Annotated in this window: 22 protein-coding genes and 1 tRNA gene; 9 read left to right on the forward strand and 14 right to left on the reverse strand. The window is 27.0% G+C overall.

Translation table 11 applies throughout. The features are described from left to right. Window positions 1-6: 6 nt before the first annotated feature. Together ubiB and ubiE are read right to left on the reverse strand one after the other, a co-directional pair. Window positions 7-1575 (reverse strand): 2-polyprenylphenol 6-hydroxylase, encoded by a 1569-nt coding sequence (ubiB, locus tag ACTTA4_RS01500; RefSeq protein ID WP_440633233.1) that lies wholly within the window; start codon window positions 1573-1575, stop codon window positions 7-9. Beyond that, window positions 1575-2279 (reverse strand): bifunctional demethylmenaquinone methyltransferase/2-methoxy-6-polyprenyl-1,4-benzoquinol methylase UbiE, encoded by a 705-nt coding sequence (ubiE, locus tag ACTTA4_RS01505; RefSeq protein WP_440633234.1) that lies wholly within the window; start codon window positions 2277-2279, stop codon window positions 1575-1577. The genes ubiB and ubiE overlap by 1 nt, the downstream gene beginning before the upstream one ends. A gap of 29 nt (window positions 2280-2308) precedes the next feature. Between ubiE and mutM the strand changes: the two genes are divergently transcribed. From mutM to dnaN, 4 genes are all read left to right on the forward strand, one after another. Beyond that, complete coding sequence (gene mutM / locus ACTTA4_RS01510) at window positions 2309-3172, forward strand: bifunctional DNA-formamidopyrimidine glycosylase/DNA-(apurinic or apyrimidinic site) lyase (RefSeq protein WP_440633235.1); 864 nt, start codon at window positions 2309-2311, stop codon at window positions 3170-3172. Window positions 3173-3220: 48 nt separating this feature from the next. Next, window positions 3221-3481, forward strand: a complete 261-nt coding sequence (rpsT, locus tag ACTTA4_RS01515; protein ID WP_262590084.1) for a 30S ribosomal protein S20 — start codon at window positions 3221-3223, stop codon at window positions 3479-3481. Window positions 3482-3797: 316 nt separating this feature from the next. Continuing rightward, window positions 3798-5216: a chromosomal replication initiator protein DnaA gene (dnaA, locus tag ACTTA4_RS01520; protein WP_440633236.1), complete on the forward strand. Its 1419-nt coding sequence runs from the start codon at window positions 3798-3800 to the stop codon at window positions 5214-5216. Then, a complete protein-coding gene (gene dnaN, locus ACTTA4_RS01525) occupies window positions 5206-6318 on the forward strand; it encodes a DNA polymerase III subunit beta (protein WP_440633237.1) in 1113 nt (370 codons plus the stop codon). Before dnaA ends, dnaN begins: the two co-directional genes overlap by 11 nt. On the opposite strand, the gene ACTTA4_RS01530 is transcribed toward dnaN, so the two are convergent. From ACTTA4_RS01530 to argH, 4 genes are read right to left on the reverse strand one after another with little or no spacing between them, the layout of a single operon-like run. Beyond that, the gene (locus ACTTA4_RS01530; RefSeq protein WP_440633238.1) at window positions 6315-7016 is read right to left on the reverse strand and encodes a lysophospholipid acyltransferase family protein; all 702 of its coding nucleotides are present in this window, start codon (window positions 7014-7016) and stop codon (window positions 6315-6317) included. The two genes, dnaN and ACTTA4_RS01530, sit on opposite strands and share 4 nt — an antisense overlap. Before the next feature lie 11 nt (window positions 7017-7027). Then, window positions 7028-8242 carry a diaminopimelate decarboxylase gene (gene lysA, locus ACTTA4_RS01535; RefSeq protein ID WP_440633239.1) on the reverse strand — a complete coding sequence of 405 codons (1215 nt, stop codon included), beginning with the start codon at window positions 8240-8242 and terminating at the stop codon, window positions 7028-7030. Then, window positions 8242-8373, reverse strand: coding sequence for a hypothetical protein (locus ACTTA4_RS01540; protein ID WP_440633241.1), 132 nt, complete (start codon window positions 8371-8373; stop codon window positions 8242-8244). The genes lysA and ACTTA4_RS01540 overlap by 1 nt, the downstream gene beginning before the upstream one ends. Next, complete coding sequence (gene argH, locus ACTTA4_RS01545; RefSeq protein ID WP_440633242.1) at window positions 8370-9761, reverse strand: argininosuccinate lyase; 1392 nt, start codon at window positions 9759-9761, stop codon at window positions 8370-8372. The genes ACTTA4_RS01540 and argH overlap by 4 nt, the downstream gene beginning before the upstream one ends. A gap of 24 nt (window positions 9762-9785) precedes the next feature. Between argH and ACTTA4_RS01550 the strand changes: the two genes are divergently transcribed. Continuing rightward, window positions 9786-10295 (forward strand): TlpA family protein disulfide reductase, encoded by a 510-nt coding sequence (locus ACTTA4_RS01550; RefSeq protein ID WP_440633243.1) that lies wholly within the window; start codon window positions 9786-9788, stop codon window positions 10293-10295. Here the strand turns inward: ACTTA4_RS01550 and ACTTA4_RS01555 are convergent. Beyond that, a complete protein-coding gene (locus ACTTA4_RS01555) occupies window positions 10292-10495 on the reverse strand; it encodes a twin transmembrane helix small protein (protein WP_262590092.1) in 204 nt (67 codons plus the stop codon). The two genes, ACTTA4_RS01550 and ACTTA4_RS01555, sit on opposite strands and share 4 nt — an antisense overlap. Window positions 10496-10544: 49 nt before the next feature. Here ACTTA4_RS01555 and ACTTA4_RS01560 point away from each other — a divergent pair, with 49 nt between their 5' ends. Both ACTTA4_RS01560 and ACTTA4_RS01565 read left to right on the forward strand, forming a co-directional pair. Further along, window positions 10545-11195 carry an alpha/beta hydrolase gene (locus tag ACTTA4_RS01560; protein ID WP_440633244.1) on the forward strand — a complete coding sequence of 217 codons (651 nt, stop codon included), beginning with the start codon at window positions 10545-10547 and terminating at the stop codon, window positions 11193-11195. Between the two features lie 47 nt (window positions 11196-11242). After that, a complete protein-coding gene (locus ACTTA4_RS01565) occupies window positions 11243-11812 on the forward strand; it encodes an HNH endonuclease (RefSeq protein WP_262590094.1) in 570 nt (189 codons plus the stop codon). On the opposite strand, the gene ACTTA4_RS01570 is transcribed toward ACTTA4_RS01565, so the two are convergent. From ACTTA4_RS01570 to ACTTA4_RS01580, 3 genes are read right to left on the reverse strand one after another with little or no spacing between them, the layout of a single operon-like run. Then, a complete protein-coding gene (locus tag ACTTA4_RS01570) occupies window positions 11809-12342 on the reverse strand; it encodes a demethoxyubiquinone hydroxylase family protein (protein ID WP_440633245.1) in 534 nt (177 codons plus the stop codon). The two genes, ACTTA4_RS01565 and ACTTA4_RS01570, sit on opposite strands and share 4 nt — an antisense overlap. Continuing rightward, on the reverse strand, window positions 12326-12808 hold the full coding sequence (locus ACTTA4_RS01575; RefSeq protein WP_440633246.1) for a disulfide bond formation protein B: 483 nt from the start codon (window positions 12806-12808) through the stop codon (window positions 12326-12328). Before ACTTA4_RS01575 ends, ACTTA4_RS01570 begins: the two co-directional genes overlap by 17 nt. Next, entirely contained in the window at window positions 12801-13406 is a 606-nt protein-coding gene (locus ACTTA4_RS01580; protein ID WP_440633247.1) for a YqaA family protein, read from the reverse strand. Before ACTTA4_RS01580 ends, ACTTA4_RS01575 begins: the two co-directional genes overlap by 8 nt. 57 nt (window positions 13407-13463) lie before the next feature. Between ACTTA4_RS01580 and ACTTA4_RS01585 the strand changes: the two genes are divergently transcribed. Together ACTTA4_RS01585 and ACTTA4_RS01590 are read left to right on the forward strand one after the other, a co-directional pair. Then, window positions 13464-13548, forward strand: a tRNA-Leu gene (locus ACTTA4_RS01585). Between the two features lie 6 nt (window positions 13549-13554). Continuing rightward, complete coding sequence (locus ACTTA4_RS01590) at window positions 13555-15252, forward strand: AMP-dependent synthetase/ligase (RefSeq protein WP_440633248.1); 1698 nt, start codon at window positions 13555-13557, stop codon at window positions 15250-15252. A 359-nt stretch (window positions 15253-15611) separates the two neighbouring features. On the opposite strand, the gene ACTTA4_RS01595 is transcribed toward ACTTA4_RS01590, so the two are convergent. The 4 genes from ACTTA4_RS01595 to ACTTA4_RS01610 are packed head-to-tail and all read right to left on the reverse strand — an operon-like array spanning window position 15612 to window position 19707. Further along, window positions 15612-16529, reverse strand: coding sequence for a CarD family transcriptional regulator (locus ACTTA4_RS01595; RefSeq protein WP_440633249.1), 918 nt, complete (start codon window positions 16527-16529; stop codon window positions 15612-15614). After that, window positions 16486-16812, reverse strand: coding sequence for a ferredoxin FdxA (fdxA, locus tag ACTTA4_RS01600; protein ID WP_075484280.1), 327 nt, complete (start codon window positions 16810-16812; stop codon window positions 16486-16488). Before fdxA ends, ACTTA4_RS01595 begins: the two co-directional genes overlap by 44 nt. After that, window positions 16809-17225, reverse strand: a complete 417-nt coding sequence (locus ACTTA4_RS01605; protein ID WP_440633250.1) for a TerB family tellurite resistance protein — start codon at window positions 17223-17225, stop codon at window positions 16809-16811. The genes fdxA and ACTTA4_RS01605 overlap by 4 nt, the downstream gene beginning before the upstream one ends. Window positions 17226-17229: 4 nt before the next feature. Beyond that, window positions 17230-19707: a helicase-related protein gene (locus ACTTA4_RS01610; RefSeq protein WP_440633251.1), complete on the reverse strand. Its 2478-nt coding sequence runs from the start codon at window positions 19705-19707 to the stop codon at window positions 17230-17232. Window positions 19708-19767: the final 60 nt, after the last annotated feature.

Below are 19767 nucleotides of genomic sequence, written 5' to 3' on the forward strand. Positions count from 1 at the left end.
GCAGAATTAAAATACTATAAGACCAAAAATTACAAGAAGTAATAAACCAATAATAGATTGGTTTCTAAATGCTATCATTTCAGATTTTTTATCCTTTAAAGCTGTATAAGAATTGGAGTTTTGAGGAATTTGTCCGCTAGCTAAAAATGTTAGAGCTTGATTTGCTTTGTCCATGATTTCAGGTAACTCAGGTAATCTTTTAATTACTTCAGTACTATTTTTAAGTGTTTCGTTAAAATTATTTATAGGATCTTTTGTTTCTCTTAACCAATTTTCAAGAACTGGTTTAGAGGTTGTCCAAATATTAGTGTTAGGATTTAATTTTCTTGCAACACCCTCAACTACAACCATTGTTTTTTGTAACATCAACAATTGAGGTTGAGTTTGCATATTGAATTTTTCTGTAACATCAAAAAGCTGTTTTAATAATTTTCCACCTGAAATATCTTTAACCTCTTGACCAAATATTGGCTCTCCTATTGACCTTAATGCTTGTGCAAGATCATCTATTGGCACATTTTTAGGGACTAATCCTGCTACCAAGTGAACCTCAGCAACTTTTTTATAATCTCTTTGTATAAATCCAAATAAAATTTCAGCTAAAAAACGTTTACTCATTTTGTCTAATCTACCCATTATGCCAAAATCTATTGGAGCTATTTGACCATTCTCATCAATAAATATATTTCCTTGGTGCATATCAGCATGAAAAAAACCATCCCTTACTGCATGTCTTAAAAAATGTTGGATAATATCTTCAGCAATTTTATTAGTATTTAAATTTCTTTTTTTCAGCTCCTCTGTTTCACGAATAGATACTCCATCTATCCAATCTAATGTCATTACATTCTCACTAGTAAAGTTCCAATATATTTCAGGAACTTTGAATCCAGCATCATTTTTTGTATTTTCTGCATATTCATTTGCGGCTGCTGCCTCAAACCTTAAATCCATTTCTAGGTTAGTTATTTCTTTCAACAAAAAAACAACTTCCACAAGTTTTAATCTTTTAGTTTTTTTTAAAAATGACTCAATGATAAATGCAAATAGCATCATCGCATCAATTTCTTCATTAAATATTTTTTTTATGTCTGGTCTTATAATTTTTATTGCTACATCTTTAATAGTACCATTGTCATTTATTTTAGCTTTATGAACTTGTGCTATTGATGCAGCAGCAACTGGCTCACTTAAATCAATAATAGAATTGTAAGCATCATTGCCTAAATCATTTTTAATTATTTCTTTTGCTTGATTAATAGAAAATGGTGGTACACGATCTTGTAATTTTTCCAGCTTTGTAGAAAGTTCTTCTCCTATAATATCAGGTCTAGTAGCTAAAAATTGACCTAATTTTATAAAAGTCGTACCCATCGACTCTAATGATTTTGAAAGTCTATCACCATCATCTAGCGCATGATGACTCAATTCTTTTTTTTCAAAAGATATTGCTAATAGCTGAAATAAAATTGTGATTGCGACCGGCGGTTTTTTAAATTTAGAGGCAATATCTAAAATATCAGATTTTGCAATCTTTCTTCCTAATTTAAATAAAGTAATTAATTTTCTTAGCATTATATTTTCCAACCACTATGGATAGAAACTATACCACCTGAAAAGTTCCTATAATTACATTTCGTAAAATTATACTTTTTCATTAAGTCAATTAATTCTTCCTGATTAATAAATTCTTCAATACTTTTTACTAAATATTCATATGGTTTTTTATCGCCAACAATAAATTGACCAATATGAGGAATTATTTTTGAATAGTTTTTATAAACAAAATCTAAGTTAGAGTTTTGAATTTTTGAAAATTCTAAACATAAAAATCTTCCACCTGGTTTTAATACCCTATAAGCTTCGGATAGAGCCTTATCTAAATTCTTTGTATTTCTAAGACCAAAACTTATTGTGTAATAATCAAATTCGTTATCTTGAAGTGGAAGCTTCTCAGCAGCTGCATTGATCCATTTTATATTTTTATAATTAGATAATTTTTGTTTGCCTTGATTAATCATACCTTTATTTGGATCTATACAAGTGACTTCTGACATTTGATTTGTACTATTCAAAAATAATTTACCAATATCTCCAGTTCCACAAGCAACATCTATTAACTTTCTATTTGGAGATGGTTTCATTATATTAATGAGACTTTTTTTCCAAAATCTATGAATGCCCAGTGACATGAAATCATTCATCAAGTCGTATTTACTATAAACTTGATCAAAAACTCCTTCCACAAGGCCTTTTTTATTTTGAAGATATTGTTGCATAAAAAAATATATATTGAATATAGTGAGAAATGCCAGAATTACCAGAAGTAGAAATTGTTAGACAATCTTTAGACAAAAAAATTAAACAAAAAAGTATTAAAAAAGTAATTATTAGAAATAAAAATCTTAGGTTTCCACTTCCAAAAAATTTTAGTTCTTTTTTAATGAATAAAAAAATTATTAAAGTAGATAGATTTTCCAAGTATTTAATATTGAATTTTAAAAGTGGAGAGTTTTGTTTGATACATTTGGGTATGTCTGGAACCATACACATCATTGATAGTAAAAAAAAATTAAAATTTACTAATGCTAGTTTTTATCATTCTCCTATATTACCAAAAAAACATAATCATATTGAATTAATATTTAATTCTTTGAAAGTAATTTATAATGACCCAAGAAGATTTGGTTTTTTTGAGTTAGTAGAAAATAGTGAAAAATTAAAAAGTAGATTTAAAAATTTGGGACCAGAACCATTCAATTTAAATTTTAATATGAATTACGTTTTTAATTACTTCAAAGGAAAGAATAAAAATATTAAAACATTTTTATTAGATCAAAAATTTGTTTCTGGAATTGGGAATATTTATGCAAGTGAAATTTTATTTCTAAGTAAGATTTATCCATTTAAAAAAGCAAGTTTGTTAACTAGAGAAGATTGCAAAAAAATTATTTACTATTCAAAAAAAATTTTATTAAGAGCAATTAAAAAAGGTGGTTCAAGTATTAGAGATTTTAAGGATACGTTGGGATCTTTTGGAAACTATCAAAAAGAGTTTAAAGTATATCAGCAAGAAGGATTAAGATGTAAAACTATAGGATGTACCGATACTATACAGAAAAAAATTGTATCAAATAGATCTACTTTTTTTTGTAATTCCTGCCAAAATTAGCCAAATATTTAGTTGACCGTTTTCAGTTCTCAAGCTATACCCCTGCGCATGGCAAATACAAAATCAGCTATTAAACGTATAAGACGTATTTCTAAACAAACAGCAGTTAATAAAGCTAGAAAAAGTAGATTTAGAAATGCATTAAAGAAAATGAACGCTTTAATTGATACCAAAAAGAAAGATGAAGCGTTAAAATTCTTACCTAAATTAAACTCTGAGTTGATGAAAATTGCAAAGACTGGTGTAATTAAAAAACAAAATGCATCAAGAAACGTTTCAAGAATAACTAAAAAGATTGCAGCAATTTAAAAACCTTAAGTTGTTTCGAAGATAAATTTTACACACACATTATATAAGATCTAAATATTTTCAAATTACTATATTTAGATTTAGTAAATCTTTGACCTTACACAATACAATCAATGTTTGATTCAATCTGTATTTGATTCAATCAAAAATTTTATTTTTAAGAAAATTTAAAACTAATTTAAAAATTTGTGTCCATAAAAAAAAATGATTGTGACAATAAATTCTACAATTGCAGATTTAATTTTTTTTTAATTTTAAATTTAATACTTGTTGCAAAATTTTTTAAATCGTTCTAACTGAGATCTTCCCTTAAGTTATGAATAAATCTTTTACAAATAAAAATATTAATAATTTTGCTTCAGAAGAGATCGATTGGCAACAAATTCAATCTGAAATGAAGAATAAATTAGGTTTGGAAATTTATGAAAGTTGGTTAAAAAAAATATCATTTCTTGAGGAGCATAATAATTATTTACTTTTATCTGTTCCAACTAGATTTATCAGAGACTGGATTACTTCGAGGTATTTAGACCAAATTCTGAAAATAATTAAATTGTATAAAAAAGATATAATTAGAATTGAATTTAAAATTATTGATCAAAAAGTTGATAAGGATTTAAAAGAAACAACAAATATTGAAAATACCCAAAATGAAAATGTTTCATTTATAAAAGACTCGTACCTTCAGTACAACCGAATAGATCCAAACAAACGATTTGATAACTTTATAACTGGATCAAGCAATAAACTTGCATATGAAGCTTCTATAAAGGTTACAGAAACTATCTCTCATTATAATCCACTCTATATTTATGGTGGTGTAGGAATGGGGAAAACTCACTTATTAAATTCTATTGGTTTTGAGATGAAGAAAAAAAATAAAGTGATGTTCATTTCAGCTGAACGTTTCATGTATCAGTTTGTAAAATCAATTAAATCAAATGATATGGTTAAGTTTAAAGAATATTTTAGAAACACTGATATTTTATTAATAGATGACATCCAGTTTATTAGCGGCAAAGAAGCAATGCAGGAAGAATTTTTTCATACATTCAATGCTTTGTTAGATAAAGGATCGCAAATTATAGTATCTGCTGATAGAGCACCTAATAAATTAATGCGTATTCAAGAGAGAATTAAATCTAGATTTTCAGGTGGATTGGTTGTTGACATTCAAAAACCTGATTTAGAATTACGAAAAAAAATAGTTCAAAAAAAAACAGAAGAATTAAACAATTTATATTCAGATCAGCTTCAAGTATCAAAAGATATACAAGATTTTATCAGTAATGAGATCTCAGGAAGTGTTAGAGAATTAGTTGGAGCAGTTAATCGAATAGTATCCTTTTCAAGAATTTATAACAAAGTTCCAAATTTACCTGAAACTAAAGTGGTATTAAAAGATCTTTTAAATATCTCAGAAAACAAAGTAACAATTGACTTAATACAGACTATTGTGTGTAAGTTTTTTAAGATAAGCAAAAATGAAATGCTTTCTTCAAGAAGATCAAGATATCTTGTAAGACCTCGACAGACAGCAATTTATTTAACTAAAATTTTAACTTCAAAATCATTACCAGAAATAGGTAGAGAATTCTCGAATAGAGATCACACAACAATTATCCATTCTGTTAAAACAATTGAGAAAATCAAAGAAAAAGATCCAGAAATGGTAGATAATATCAATAAACTTAAAAATCAGATATTATACAATAACAAAGAAAATGAAATTTAACGTCAACCAACAAGACCTTCAGCAAGCACTAAATTATTGTCAGGGTGTAATCGAAAAGAGAAGCACGTTACCAATTTTATCTAATATTTTATTAGATGCTAGTAATTCTAAATTAACAATTACTGCTACAGATCTTGATTTAATTTTTATACACCAGCTAAATAATGTTGAAATTCTTGAAGAAGGAAAAACAACAACAACCTCGTCAATTATGTATGACATAATCAGAAAATTAACATCAGGAAAAAAAATTAACCTTACTCTTACCGATGTAAGTAAATTACAAGTAGAATCGGAAAAATCTATTTTTAATTTGAATTGTATTAGTGCTACCGAGTTTCCATTGACTGATGAAAATTTTAATGAAAATGAATTTATTATAAAATCAAAACAATTATTGAAGCTTCTAAATAAATGTAAGTTTTCTGTTTCAAATGATGAAACTCGACATTATTTAAGTGGTATTTATTTTCACCAAACCGAAGTTGAAGATAAAAATTATTTAACAGCTGTAGCTACTGACAGTCATAGAATGTCGATTTCAAAAATCAGGCTAGATGAAAAAATTGAATTTGACCCTATTATACTACCCAAAAAAACAATTTTTCAACTTTGTTCACTGTTAGATAGTTATGATGGTGATGTAAAAGTATCAAATCTAAAGTCAAAAATTAAGTTTGAACTGGATAATAGTATTTTAATTTCAAAACTTATCGATGGAAAATTCCCGAATTACATTCAGGTAATACCTAAAAATAATCAAAAAAAATTAGAAATTGATTTAAAACTTTTCTTAAACTCAGTTGATAGAGTGGCCTCTGTATCTCTGGATAAAAAAGATGGTGTAAAATTTAATTTATCAAATGATACTCTTAACCTTTCGGTAAATAATACTAATAGCGGAGACGGAAAAGAAACATTAAATGTTAAATTTGATCACGACTTAGAAATAAGTTTTAATTCCAGATATTTGATTGATGTAGCTTCACAATTAGATGGTGATAGAGTCGAAATCTTCTTTAATGATACGGGTTCACCAGCTTTAATAAAAGATCCAGGCGATTTTGACAGTATTTATGTTGTGATGCCAATGAAGGGTTAATTAATTAAATCTAATTCTTGATAGATATTTTTTTCTAGAGTTTTTAAAAATTCATTTTTTTCTAGCCCAGCTGAAATAGGTTTTAATATTGATATAGTAATTGTTCTATTGCTTTTTTTTCCACCTTTTTTTGGCCATACGTAACCAGAGTTTATGGCTACTGGTAAACAATTTATTTTTAATTCTTCATATATCCTTGAGGCTCCTTTTTTAAATGGAGTTCTATCATCAGGTAATACCCTGGTACCTTGAGGAAAAATAATTAATGGACGATTTGATTGTGATATTGTTTTTGAAATATCATTAAAAAAACCCAAATTATCTTTAGTTGTTTTATTTCTATTTATTGAAATTGATCCTATTTTTTTTAAATACCAACCAAATATTGGAATTTGGAGAAGCTCTTTTTTTAAAATAAAAACTGGTGAATTAAAAATAGTTTGCAAATAAAAAGTTTCAAACATTGATTGATGAGATGCGGCAATAAAAAATTTATCCTCTTTGATTATATTTTCTTCACCTTTGATAAGGATTTTTACTGAAAGGATAAACCTTAAGCAAACACTAGTCCAATAGCCCATTAATTTGCCACCAATTAAAACTATTTTTCTTGGTAGGAAAAAAGAAGGTAAAAAAATTATAGAAATAAAAATAATTCCAGTAAAAAAAATTATTGAAAATAAAATGTTTCTTATCATTGTCTCAAAAGCTAAATTAAATCTTTATGCTTTTGTCTTTTTCTAATTATTTTTATTTTGTTGTTTTTAATTAATATTTCTAATGGTTTTGTTCTTAAGTTATAATTTGAACTTAGTGACATTCCGTAAGCACCAACATCACATATTGCAACATAGTCTTTTTCTTGAAGTTCCTGAAAGTTTTTAATAGTTACAAACTTGTCTGTAGTTTCACATATAGGTCCTACAAATTCATAAGTTTTTTTAGAAACTTTTCCAGATTTAATAACAGGTAAAGTTTTGTGAATTGCACCATATAATGCTGGTCTCATTAAATCATTCATTGCTGCATCTAATATAATGAATTTTTTACTTTCACTGTCTTTTATATAAATTACTTTTGTAATCAATGTTCCAGAATTTCCTATTATAGATCTTCCTGGTTCAAATATAATTTTACATTTTTTATTTTTTAAAAATTTTTTAATAGCTAAATTATATTTTTTATAATTAAGTTTTTTATTTTTATCTGAATAAGAAATTCCCATACCACCACCTAAATCGATGTATTCAAATGTATGAGATGTTTTCTTTAAAATATTATCGACTACTTTAAGCATCTTTTCATAAGGCTTATGATCTAAAATTTGGCTTCCAATATGAACACTTAGGCAATTAAGATCTATATTTTGTGAACTTTTGCAATATTCAATTATTTCATAAAATGTTTTTTCATTTACACCAAACTTATTCTCCTTTTTACCAGTCGAAATTTGGCTTAATGTTTTTGCATCAGTATTAGGATTTAATCTTAAACCAATTTTTACAATTTTATTTTTTTGTCTAGCCACTCTATTTATTTCTACTACTTCACTTTTCGATTCTGCGTTTATTAGTAAAATTTTTTTATCTATTGCGTAACTTATTTCATTTGTAGTTTTACCAACTCCTGAAAAGACAATTTTTTTTGGACTAATACCTGCTTTAAGAGCCATCATCATTTCACCAACAGATACTACATCAGCTCCAAAACCAAATTTTGATATTTCATTTATTAAATTTACATTGGTATTTGATTTAACTGCAAAACATATCAATGGTGATATTGATTTAAAATTTTTTTTAAAATTTAAAATATTTTTTTTTAACCTTGAGTAAGAATAGCAATATGTTGGAGTACCATATTTTTTTGCAATTTTTAAAAAGTTAACTTTATCAATAGATAATTTTTTATTTATGTATTTCATTACACTCTATTTTTAGAGAATAGATTTAAATAAACTTGTTTTTTGTCCTCTTTGTATACAGGGTCACCTTTCTTGCCACATGAAAATAATAGTAGCAACATAACTAACATAAATGTGATTTTTTTTATCATTTTAATTTTTTATATTTAGTTATCATTTTTTTAATATTTTCAAAAGAAGTTCCCCCAAATGATTTTTTTGAATTTATAGAGTTTTTTAAATTGAAAATTTCTAAAACCTTTTCTGTCAATTTTGGCTCAATTTTTTTAAGTTCATTTAAACTTAATTCGTTTAAATTTTTCTTTCTTTTTTCAGCTATGTTAACAATAGCAGCTGTTTTTTGATATGCCTTTCTAAACGACATGTTGTGTTCTCTAACTAAATAATCAGCTAGATCTGTTGCTGTAATATGACCTGTATTTGCAAGTTCAAGCATCTTCTTTTTATTTGCACTGCAATTTTTTAAAACTTCATCAAATATTTTTAAGCAATTTATTAAAGTATCATTAGAATTAAAAACCAATTCCTTATCATCCTGTAAATCTTTAAAGTAGGATAGTGGCAAGCCTTTTAGTATCGTTAACATAGAAAAAAAATTTCCGTAAGAAGTACCAGTTTTTCCTCTTAGATATTCTAAGAGATCAGGATTCTTTTTTTGAGGCATAATCGAAGAGCCTGTAACAACTTTATCTGATAAGTTAATTAAGTTAAATCCATCTGAATTCCATATAATTAATTCCTCTGCAATTCTAGAAATATGCATTGAACATACTGAAACTGCATAAAGAAAATCCAGCACAAAGTCTCTATCTGAAACTGTATCTATTGAATTATTGGTTGGTCTTTTAAATCCAAGTTTTTTAGATGTAAAATTTCTATCTATATTAAATGAAGTGCCTGATAGAGCTGCTACACCTAATGGACTTTCATCTAAACAATTTAAATTGTTTAAAAATCTTTTTTTATCTCTAGTAAACATTTCTACATAAGCCATTAAATAATGGCCAAATGATATAGCTTGAGCATTTTTAAGATGAGTAAACCCTGGCATGATAGTCTCTATATTTTTTTCAGCCAGTTTAATTGTGCTTTTGATTACTTTATCTATATTATTATTAATATCTTTTGTTGCAGTTTTAATCCAAATTTTAAAATCAGTTATTACCTGATCATTTCTTGATCTAGCTGTATGAATGTATCCAGCTTCATCACCAATTATTTGAAATAATCTTTTCTCAATATTCATATGAATGTCTTCATATTTTTTATTAAATTCAAATTTTTTGTAAGTTATTTCTTTATAAATTTTATTTAGACCATAAATAATTTTATTTTTTATTTTAAAGGAAATTATCTTTTGTCTAAAAAGCATTTCAACGTGTGCAATGGATCCTTGGATGTCTTCTTTATAAAGTCTCTTGTCTATATCAATAGAATTACCAACTTTTTGAAATAAGTTTGACGCTTCCTTTTGTATTCGCGTGTTCCATATTGCTTGGTTGTTTTTATTTTTTGCCATGATATTTAGTTATACCTAATTAATATGAGAATTTTAGCATTATTTATTTTTTTAATTACAACTGCAGAAGCTAGTGATTTACCAAACATTAAAAATATTGTTATTCATAAAGTTCCAAAAACGTATGAAAATGTATTTTTTTTAAATAAAAAAAATGAAAAAATTAAAATTAATGATTTCAAAGGAAAATTGTTAGTTTTAAATTTTTGGGCTACTTGGTGTCCTCCGTGCAAAGAAGAGATGCCTTCATTAGACAATATGCAAGCAAATTCATCACTTAATAATTTAAAAGTTTTTCCTATTAATATTGGGAAAGAAAAACTAAATAAAGTTGAAGAATTTTTTGCGAAATTAGACTTAAAAAATTTGGAACCTTTTTTTGATCCAGAAGTAACTTTAGCTAAAACATTTTCTCTAAGAGGAGTTCCAACATCAATATTTATAAATAAAGAAGGTGAGGAATTTGCAAGGGTTCTTGGTGACATAGACTTTAATGACAAAGATTTTTTAAAGTGGATTGAGAAATATAATTAGTTTTTAAAAAAATATGCGAAAGCTACCAAAACAAGTATAGCCACAAACTGCAGTAGAACTCTAAGCTGCATTAGTTTATTTGAATATTTTTTACTTGTTTCTCCACCTTTAAATAAAGTACCAATACCCAAAACCAAAACTATTCCAACAGCTATTAAAAGAGCTATAGATAAAATTTTAACTAATATTCCAGAAAACATATTATTATTGTAGTGTGTTTTTAAAAATAAAAAACATAATAAATCATCTATGACATTTTGCCTTAATTCAATCATCATCAAGCCAGAAGAAGGAACAGAAATTAAGAATGCGATAATTTTACTTCATGGGTATGGTGGAGATGGAAAAGACATAAGTATGTTAACTTTAAATTGGAAAAGACATTTGCCAAACACTATTTTTATTTGTCCTAATGGACATGAAAAGTGTGCAATTAATCCTTCAGGATATCAATGGTTTGATTTAACCAAAGAAGATTCATCTTATATCCTTGAAGAGTCAATTAAAGCTGAAAATGTTATTAAAAAATTTATTGAGGAAGTTAAAACTGAATATAACTTATCAAATCAACAAATTTGTTTGTCAGGTTTTAGCCAGGGCTGCATGATGTCTTTGAATGTTGGTCTTACCTCAAGTGAAAAATTTTTATGTGTCGTAGGATTTTCAGGGAAAATAATAGATCAAATTAATTTGAAAGATAGAATAAAAAATAGCACAGATACATTACTAATACATGGTGATGTCGACCAAATTGTTCCATCAACACATTTACTTGAAGCTAAAGATTTTTTAATTCGAAATAATATTCCTGTTGAAACGTTATTAATAAAAAATTGTGACCATCACATTCCTATCGAGGCATCAAGTACAGCATTAAATTATATTTTAAAAAAAATTTAACATCTGATCATATTGATTATGATGCTAAACTAAGTTAATGTTTTAATGTGAACAACTTTATTGAACAAGATGTATCATTAGAAAAATGTCCTGCATTAGTTCTCAATGCTGATTACAGACCTCTAAGCTATTACCCACTATCATTATGGTCATGGCAAGACACTGTGAAATCAGTTTTTCTTGATAGAGTTATAATTGTAAGTCATTATGATAGAACTATCAGAAGCCCTTCATTTAATATGAAGCTACCAAGTGTTATAGCTTTAAAAGACTATATTGTTCCTCAAACGAAACCAAGTTTTACTAGATTTAACGTTTTTTTAAGAGATAAATTTTCTTGTCAATATTGTGGAAGTAATGAGGAACTTACTTTTGATCATTTGCTTCCAAGATCTAAAGGTGGAGAGACAAATTGGGACAATGTTGTTACAGCTTGTTCAGCTTGTAATGTAAAAAAAGGTGGAAAATTATTAAAACATTCAGGAATGAAATTAAATCAATATCCATTCAGACCTTCAACAGAAGATTTACATAAAAATGGTAAGAACTTTCCTCCTAACTTTTTACACAAAAGTTGGATGGATTATTTGTATTGGGATGTTGAATTAGAAACTTAAATTTTTTCAGAAATATTAATTGCAATTTTAGAACCAGTTTTAATTATTTTATCTAAAATACTATAAGGTCCTTTTTTAGTTGCACCCTTTTCATAAGCGATATCCTTATGATTAAGCTCATCTTCTCTAAATTTTGTAATTTTGTTTTTGAGAAATTTTTCATCTTCATCCAATTGATTAATTTGATTTAAGTAGTGTTCATCAATTACTTCCTCTACAGATGCTGTGCATAGCATGGCTGCCTTTTTCCCTAACAAAGTAGAACCAAATCCTAAACCAACACCTAGCAAATCCCACAGTGGTAAAAGTTTTGTAGGAGCAATGTTTCTTTTTTTAATTTCATTTTCAAAGAATTCACTATGTTCCTTTTCATGAATTTTCATATCTTCTATAATTTTTTTCAAATTTTCATCTTTGATAAATGTATTTAAAGCTAACAATTGACCTTCATATATTTTAACTGCTCCACGCTCACCAGCATGATCTACCCTTATAAATTCTTCAATTTTTTTTTTACTTACTTTTGGCATAGTTAAAATAAATTTTTAATGCATTGATTGTAATTAGTATAGAAATTACAATATTGTAAGTTGTAAGTGATAATCCAAAAATTTTAAATGTTACATCTTTGCAGCTAACTTTTTGTTCCTGCAATTGTTTTAAAATTTCTTCTTTGGAAGTTGCCTCAGAGCCATTTTTTAGGTCACAAACTAAAGATTCCTTGATAAATCCTTGTTCAATACCAAAATGATAAATTGATAAGATAGTAGCTGTTAAAAAAACAATTACCAATAAAACCAAAAATATTTTTTCAAACTGAGAAAATTTATAATTCAAGAGTATAATTACTATTGCAATTACATATGGAATTCTCTCTAAGACACAAAGATTGCATGGTTGATGGCCCAAAACATATTCAATAAAGAACGCTAACAATAAAGCAACGAAACTGACAAATAAAATTAGGTTAAGAAACAATGATTTGTTATTAAGCATTAAATTTAAAAATTAAAAATATAATTCCTAATACTATAACTATTAAAATTCCAATTATAGTGAACCATTTTGAACCATGCTTCTCCATGAATTCAGTAAATAAGTCACCAAATTTATAAGATAAATAAGCAACAATAAAAAATCTAAGACTTCTCGAGATTAAACTTACAACAATAAATACTGGTAAACTAAAACCAACAACACCGCTAGCAATAGTGAATGCTTTATAGGGAAGTGGAGTAAATCCTGCTAGAAAAAGAATACTAAGCCAGGCAAAAAAACCTGATCCTTGAGACAAACTTGTCTTCAAATTTTCTACTTTATTTTCATAACCATAAAATTCAATTACATGAATAGCTAAATCATAAAACAAATAACCTAGTAAATATCCAAAAATTCCACCTAAAACTGAAAATAAAGATGCGATTAAAAATATTTTAAAATATTCTTTTTTTTTAGCAATCACCATAGGAACAATCATTACATCTGGAGGTATAGGAAAAAACGAACTTTCAGTGAAGGAAACAATTCCTAAGTACAAATTTGAACTTTTGTGAGCAGCTAAATTTAAACACTTTTTATAAAGACTTTGGAACATTTTTTGGTTTTAATATAATTTTAGTTCTTATACTATTTAATTATAATTTAATTTAATGGGCGAATGGCGGAACTGGTAGACGCGCACGACTCAAAATCGTGTTTCGCAAGAAGTGAGAGTTCGATTCTCTCTTCGCCCACCAAAGTTTATGAATATAAAAAACTATAATAATCTTTTAGAACTATTTTATAATCAGTATACAAAAGAAAAAGCAGATCAAATTTTTCTAAAATCCTTAAAAAATCCAAACGATAAATTTTCTTGGAGAGATACTTATTTGAATATTTTAAAATTAAGCGATGAGCTTAAATCTTTAATTCAAAAAAAAGATAGATGTTTATTAATTTCAGAAAATAGACCCGAATGGATGATATCTGATTTAGCGATAATGTTAGCAGGTGGAATTACCGTGCCAGCCTATACCACTTACACCGAAAGAGATTATGAATATTTAATTAATGATTGTAATCCATCAGTAATAGTTGTCTCAGATCAAGTTCAATATAATAAAATTAAAAATATAATTTCTACAAAGCCATTTATAAAAAAGGTTATCACCTTTGATCAAATTGACAGTCAATCAGATATTTTATGTATTAAAGACATTTTTCTAAAGAACGATTGTGAAGAGATCGATTTTTTAAAATTAGAAATTTCAAGAAAAGATGTAGCTTGTATTATTTATACATCAGGAACCCAAGGTAACCCCAAGGGAGTAATGCTCAGCCATGGGGGGATTTTAAATAATTGTGAAGGTTCTATTTCACTTTTAAAAGAGATAATATCTTACAAACCTAAATTCCTAACTTGGTTACCATTATCGCATTCTTATGAACACACCGTTCAGTTTGTCCAAATAGCAGTAGGAGCCGAAGTTTATTATGCAGAAAGTATAGATAAGTTAATTAAAAATATGGGAGAATGTAGTCCCGATATTATGACAGCTGTTCCAAGATTTTATCAGAATCTGTATCAAAAAATTAATTCGACTTTTAATAAAGCTACTGGTTTTAAAAAATCTCTAATAAATAAAATGCTTTATCTTGGAGAAAAAGTACTAACAAATCAAAAACTTACTTTTTTTGAAAAAGTGCAAAACACAATTTGCGAAAAAATAGTTAGAAAAAAAATAAAAGCTCAATTTGGAGGTTCTCTAAAAGCATTCATTTCTGGAGGAGGTGCGCTGGATAAAGAAGTGGGTGTTTTTTTAAATTCGATAGGTTTACCGACTTTACAAGGGTATGGGTTAACTGAAACCTCTCCAGTTGTAAGTTGCAACCCAATAAAAGATATAAGGATAGATACAGTAGGTCCTGCTTTTAGTGGTAATGAAGTGAAAATTGCAGACGATGGTGAAATTCTGGTTAAAGGCGAAAATGTTATGTTAGGCTATTGGAATAAAAAGCAAGAGACAGAAAAAGTTTTAAAGGATGGCTGGTTATATACTGGAGATATAGGACATTTTGAAAATGGATATTTAAAAATCACTGATAGAAAAAAAGATATTTTAATTACACCAGGTGGTGACAATATTTCTCCTGTGAAAATTGAAAATGATTTACTTAAGATTGAATTTGTAGAGCAAGCATTAGTTTATGGAGATAACAAACCATATTTAATAGCTATTTTAGTTTTAAATAATAATGAAAGTAATGTGTCAGATGAAAACATTTCAAAAGAAATAGAAACAATAAATGAAAACTTATCTAAGATAGAAAAAATTAAAAAGTTTTTTGTAATTAAAGATCAATTTACAATTGAAAATGGATTAATGACACCAACTTTAAAGTTAAAAAGATATAAAATTATTGAAAAGTATAAAAGTGAAATAGAAAAACTTTATTAAATTTCTTTAAATTAATAGTTTATTTACCGCATAAACATTAACTAAATTAATAAAAAAATTTTTTTATAATAAATAAAAAATAAAAAATAATTTTTTTAAAATTCGCTTTTAATTAATGATTTGACATAAGTTGTATAAAAAAATAAAAATAAGTTAACAACGAATCAAATTGATTCGTTAAACTAAAAAGGGAGCTAAAGATGCCTAAGAAAAGAAAAAAAGCGGCAAAGAAAACTAAGAAAAAAGCTAAGAAAAAAGCTAAGAAAAAAGCTAAAAAGGCTAAGAAAAGAAGAAAATAATAACTTAGTATTCTTTACAAAAAACGCTTCTCATAACTTTTTGTGTGAGAGGCGTTTTTTTTATTCGTCTATAGGTTCGTCAGTTTCAGAAATAGGCTCTTCGACAGGTAAATCAGCAGTTGGAGTTTTAGGAGTAGCGCTAATAGCTTGTGTTTGTCCACCAACATTTCTCTTTAATGCTTTATCTAATTTTTTTTGAGTGTCTTCTGGTGATAAATTTAAAATTATCTGAAATTCTGATTGCATTCTTTCATAAGCTTTTTCAAAAAGTTGTCTTTCACTATAAGATTGATCAACCATAAGATCATCACCTTTGTTTAGATCTCTTACAACTTCAGCTAATTCATAAATTTTACCTGATGAAATTTTTGCCTCATATTCTTGTGCTCTTCTACTCCACATTGATCTTTTGATTTTTGGCTTACTTTTTAATATAGAAATACATTTGTTTACTTGATTAATTGTTGCTAAAGGCCTTAGGTGAGACTGTTTGTTAACGGGTACCATACCATTAGCTTTATCTTTTTCAAATTTGATAACGTATGTTTCAACATCAATACCACCGATATTTATTTTTTTAAATTCTGTAATCTGACCAACACCATGTTTTGGATAAACAACATAGTCTTTAATCTTAAATTCTCTTTTTTCAGTTTCTTGTTTTTTAACTTTTTTTATCTCAGGTTTAACCTCATTAGTTTTTGATATTCTTAAATTATCTACTTTCGGTTCATCTGACGTTTCAGTAGTTTTTGAAACTTTTTTTATTTTAGGGGATTTATCTGGAATTTTTTTTAATACTTTTTTAGCTTTTTTTACTACTACTTTTTTGACTTTTTTGGTTTTAGTTTTAGTTTTAGTTTTTACAACTTTTTTAACTTTAGTTACTTTTTTCTTTTTAACTTTTTTTGTCATTTGTTTATCTGATTTGCCTTTAAAGATTTTCTTTAAAATACTTTTCGTACTTATTTTGCTCATTTTTAAATTTTTCGTGATCCGCAGGGGGATCTTTTTTCTCACTTATGTTTGGCCAGATTTCTGAATATTTTTTATTGATCTCTAACCATTTTTCGCTTCCAGGCTCTGTATCTGCTTTTATAGCATCAACGGGGCACTCTGGCTCACAAACGCCACAATCTATACACTCATCCGGTTTAATTACAAGCATATTTTTACCTTCATAAAAACAATCAACCGGACAAACGTCTACACAATCAGTAAGTTTACACTTAATACAATTATCGTTTACAATATAAGTCACTCTTTACTTTCCTCTTTTAATCTATGCTTAATATCCCCCATAGTTTTACTGTCAATGTATAAAAGTCCCGCTAATCTTCTCATAAGATTTGTTTCATACATATCTGCATCTTCATTAGAATAAATAATTGACCAAAGAGCTTCCACTATTTTAATTTTATCTTTTTCAGGTAAATTTTTAATTTCTCTTGTGAAGTCTAAAATTTGGTTTGAATTTTCCTCAATAATTTTTGCATCTTGTATAGTTTTTGTGATTTTTTCACTTTCAAGGCCCAACTCTAGAAGTGTTTTTTTAATTATTTCCTCTTCTTTGTCAGTATAATTTTCATCTATTTTTGCAGCATGGATTAATAAAGCACAAACTTTTACTATTAAATTATTTTCTTCTTTTTTATCTGTCTTTTTAAAAAACATAAAATTAATCTAACTTGAGATTTTTAAGAACTTTAAATGGATTTTCATTTGAAACTTTTTTGTTGTGTATCTTTTTAAATTTTTTAACAGGATTATATTTAAAAAACATGTCTTGATCTTTCTCATAAGTTTTATAACCCATTTTTTGTAATAATTTTTTAAAGCTCTCTTTGCTGCACCCTAAAAGATTTAACATTTCAGGTATCATTTTTATTTCATTATTTTCTTTTGAAGTAGCATTAATAATTTGTACAAAGAGTCTTTCAAGAATATCTATTCTAACAAAAAAATTATCAAATTTTTCAAATCCACAGAGAAGCATAAAGTTTTTATTTTTAGAATCTTTATCTTCTAAAAAATTTAATCCAAAAGTTGGTGGTTTTAAATTATAGAATTTTTGATGAAAATTTTTCCACAATAAGGTTCTTAAAGATACAGCATCTGGTTTTATAAGCTCATAAAGGAATACATGGTATCTTCCAAATTTTACACCCAATTCTCTAAGTACTTTTCTATCTATTTGTTCAAGATTTTTTAAATAATCAGAAACTTGTTCTCTTTTTAAAACACCATTATTTTCATAAAGCTGATAAGCTAGTGCCTTAATTGAAGACTTATCTTCTTTAATGTTTTTTAAATCTATTAAACTTTTCAAGACATCGCTTATTTTAGAGTTTAGCCATTTTTGAATAAAATCATTTAGTTTTTGTTTCGGATTTTGTTCAATAATGTCATCAACAACTAAAGTAAAATTAGGACTCAAATAATCATTTCCTGGTAAGAGTCTAGCAATTGGAAATTCATTCCAATATATTTTAAAATCCTCTTTTAAATCTATTAATCCCGTATCTATAATTGATTGAATTCTTTTATCAAACTCAGGTCCAATTGATTGTCTAGCAGCTTTTTTTAATGACTTGATATCAGTTTCAAGAGAGCCTTTTTTTAAATCTAATTCTAATTTCAAACCTTTGATCTTACCAATAAACTGATCATCTATTTTAACGTCATTGTTCTGTAATATCTCAGTTTTGAATTCCATGTCTTGTTTTAAACCTCTTGCAAGTATACTTGCTCTTTTGTCGATAAAAGTCTTGGTAAGTTCTTCATGAAGTCTATCAGAAAGTCTATCTTCTAAATGTTTTGTTTTTTCTATCCAATAATTTTGATTTTCTACCCAATTATTTTTATTTGAAACATAAGACCAAGTTCTTACATTTGCAATTCTATTTGATAAAGAATCTACATTTCCCTCTAATTTATCAAGTTTCATGAGCTGTAATCTCATGTAGTCTTCTGAAATTAGACCTTTTTCACTGTTTAAAAATTTAAAAACATTTCTGATCACCTCATAATGATTGCCGTAGGTTTTTTTAACAAAATCAGGTATCTGACAACATTCCCATAATAATTTGAGAGTTCTTTCGTTAAATTCTAGATTATTTTTTTCATCTTTTATAAAATATTTTAGCGCTCTTTCATCCTCACATTCGTGAACTTTTCTTAACCATTCCATCTGGGGTCTTTCTTCAAGACTTTTAATCAGTGAATTTGGGTTATTGAAATTAAGATCAGAATTTCTCCAGAATAAAGTTCTTATTTCTTCAAATTTATGTCCTTCAATTAATTCGACTTCTTCAGGTGAAATTTCTTTACAATCACCAGTTATTCCAAAACCACCATCATTTAAATATCTTCCAGCTCTTCCCGCTATTTGACCTATTTCAGATAAATTTAATTTTCTTAATTTTTTTCCATCAAACTTTTTAAGATTTGAAAAATATACATAATCTAGATCCATATTTATTCCCATTCCAATAGCGTCAGTAGCTACTAAAAAATCGACATCTCCAGATTGGTAAAGTTCTACTTGAGCATTTCTCGTTTTAGGACTTAATGAACCCATAACTATAGCTGCCCCACCCTTTTGTCTTCTTATTAATTCTGCTATTGCATAAACTTCCTCTGCTGAAAAAGCTATGATTGCAGTTTTTCTATTTATTCTTGATATTTTTTTATGTCCGGCATAAGTGAGTCTTGACAATCTATCTCTATTAATAAATTCTAAATCTTCGTTTAATTTAGATATGATGTTTTTAATAGTACTAGAACCCATTAGCATCGTAAGTTTTTCACCTCTTAAGTTTAATAATCTATCTGTGAATATGTGACCTCTTTCATGATCTGCACACATTTGGATTTCATCTATGCCTACAAATTCTAAATGTTTTTCAATAGGCATTGATTCGACTGTGCATAAATAATATTTTGCGTTTGTAGGAATTATTTTTTCTTCACCAGTAATTAAAGCAACTTTGTCTATACTAATTTTTTTTATTACTTTATCGTAAACCTCTCTTGCTAATAATCTTAATGGGAACCCAATCATTCCGCTGTCAAAAGATAGCATTGTGTCAATTGCAAGATGAGTTTTACCTGTGTTTGTTGGACCAAGAACAGCTGTAATTTTATTTTTAGGCATTTCTATCTTTGGTGTATAATTTTTTTTACCTACCAGATATTGTTAGTGCTAAAGAACAAA

Origin of the sequence: Candidatus Pelagibacter sp. HIMB1485, from assembly GCF_052048055.1 — a bacterium.
Lineage (GTDB): Bacteria > Pseudomonadota > Alphaproteobacteria > Pelagibacterales > Pelagibacteraceae > Pelagibacter.

What these genes read in the sequence shown, in the direction of transcription:
- rpsT (WP_262590084.1), top strand. Translation starts at nt 3,221, where the DNA reads ATGGCAAATACAAAATCAGCTATTAAACGTATAAGACGTATTTCTAAA.
- dnaN (WP_440633237.1), top strand. Translation starts at nt 5,206, where the DNA reads ATGAAATTTAACGTCAACCAACAAGACCTTCAGCAAGCACTAAATTAT.
- dnaA (WP_440633236.1), top strand. Translation starts at nt 3,798, where the DNA reads ATGAATAAATCTTTTACAAATAAAAATATTAATAATTTTGCTTCAGAA.
- ACTTA4_RS01560 (WP_440633244.1), top strand. Translation starts at nt 10,545, where the DNA reads ATGACATTTTGCCTTAATTCAATCATCATCAAGCCAGAAGAAGGAACA.
- lysA (WP_440633239.1), bottom strand. Translation starts at nt 8,242, where the DNA reads ATGAAATACATAAATAAAAAATTATCTATTGATAAAGTTAACTTTTTA.
- ACTTA4_RS01605 (WP_440633250.1), bottom strand. Translation starts at nt 17,225, where the DNA reads ATGTTTTTTAAAAAGACAGATAAAAAAGAAGAAAATAATTTAATAGTA.
- mutM (WP_440633235.1), top strand. Translation starts at nt 2,309, where the DNA reads ATGCCAGAATTACCAGAAGTAGAAATTGTTAGACAATCTTTAGACAAA.
- ACTTA4_RS01590 (WP_440633248.1), top strand. Translation starts at nt 13,555, where the DNA reads ATGAATATAAAAAACTATAATAATCTTTTAGAACTATTTTATAATCAG.
- ACTTA4_RS01540 (WP_440633241.1), bottom strand. Translation starts at nt 8,373, where the DNA reads ATGATAAAAAAAATCACATTTATGTTAGTTATGTTGCTACTATTATTT.
- ACTTA4_RS01570 (WP_440633245.1), bottom strand. Translation starts at nt 12,342, where the DNA reads ATGCCAAAAGTAAGTAAAAAAAAAATTGAAGAATTTATAAGGGTAGAT.
- ubiE (WP_440633234.1), bottom strand. Translation starts at nt 2,279, where the DNA reads ATGCAACAATATCTTCAAAATAAAAAAGGCCTTGTGGAAGGAGTTTTT.
- ACTTA4_RS01530 (WP_440633238.1), bottom strand. Translation starts at nt 7,016, where the DNA reads ATGATAAGAAACATTTTATTTTCAATAATTTTTTTTACTGGAATTATT.
- ACTTA4_RS01555 (WP_262590092.1), bottom strand. Translation starts at nt 10,495, where the DNA reads ATGTTTTCTGGAATATTAGTTAAAATTTTATCTATAGCTCTTTTAATA.
- ubiB (WP_440633233.1), bottom strand. Translation starts at nt 1,575, where the DNA reads ATGCTAAGAAAATTAATTACTTTATTTAAATTAGGAAGAAAGATTGCA.
- ACTTA4_RS01575 (WP_440633246.1), bottom strand. Translation starts at nt 12,808, where the DNA reads ATGCTTAATAACAAATCATTGTTTCTTAACCTAATTTTATTTGTCAGT.
- ACTTA4_RS01580 (WP_440633247.1), bottom strand. Translation starts at nt 13,406, where the DNA reads ATGTTCCAAAGTCTTTATAAAAAGTGTTTAAATTTAGCTGCTCACAAA.
- ACTTA4_RS01595 (WP_440633249.1), bottom strand. Translation starts at nt 16,529, where the DNA reads ATGAGCAAAATAAGTACGAAAAGTATTTTAAAGAAAATCTTTAAAGGC.
- argH (WP_440633242.1), bottom strand. Translation starts at nt 9,761, where the DNA reads ATGGCAAAAAATAAAAACAACCAAGCAATATGGAACACGCGAATACAA.
- ACTTA4_RS01610 (WP_440633251.1), bottom strand. Translation starts at nt 19,707, where the DNA reads ATGCCTAAAAATAAAATTACAGCTGTTCTTGGTCCAACAAACACAGGT.
- ACTTA4_RS01550 (WP_440633243.1), top strand. Translation starts at nt 9,786, where the DNA reads ATGAGAATTTTAGCATTATTTATTTTTTTAATTACAACTGCAGAAGCT.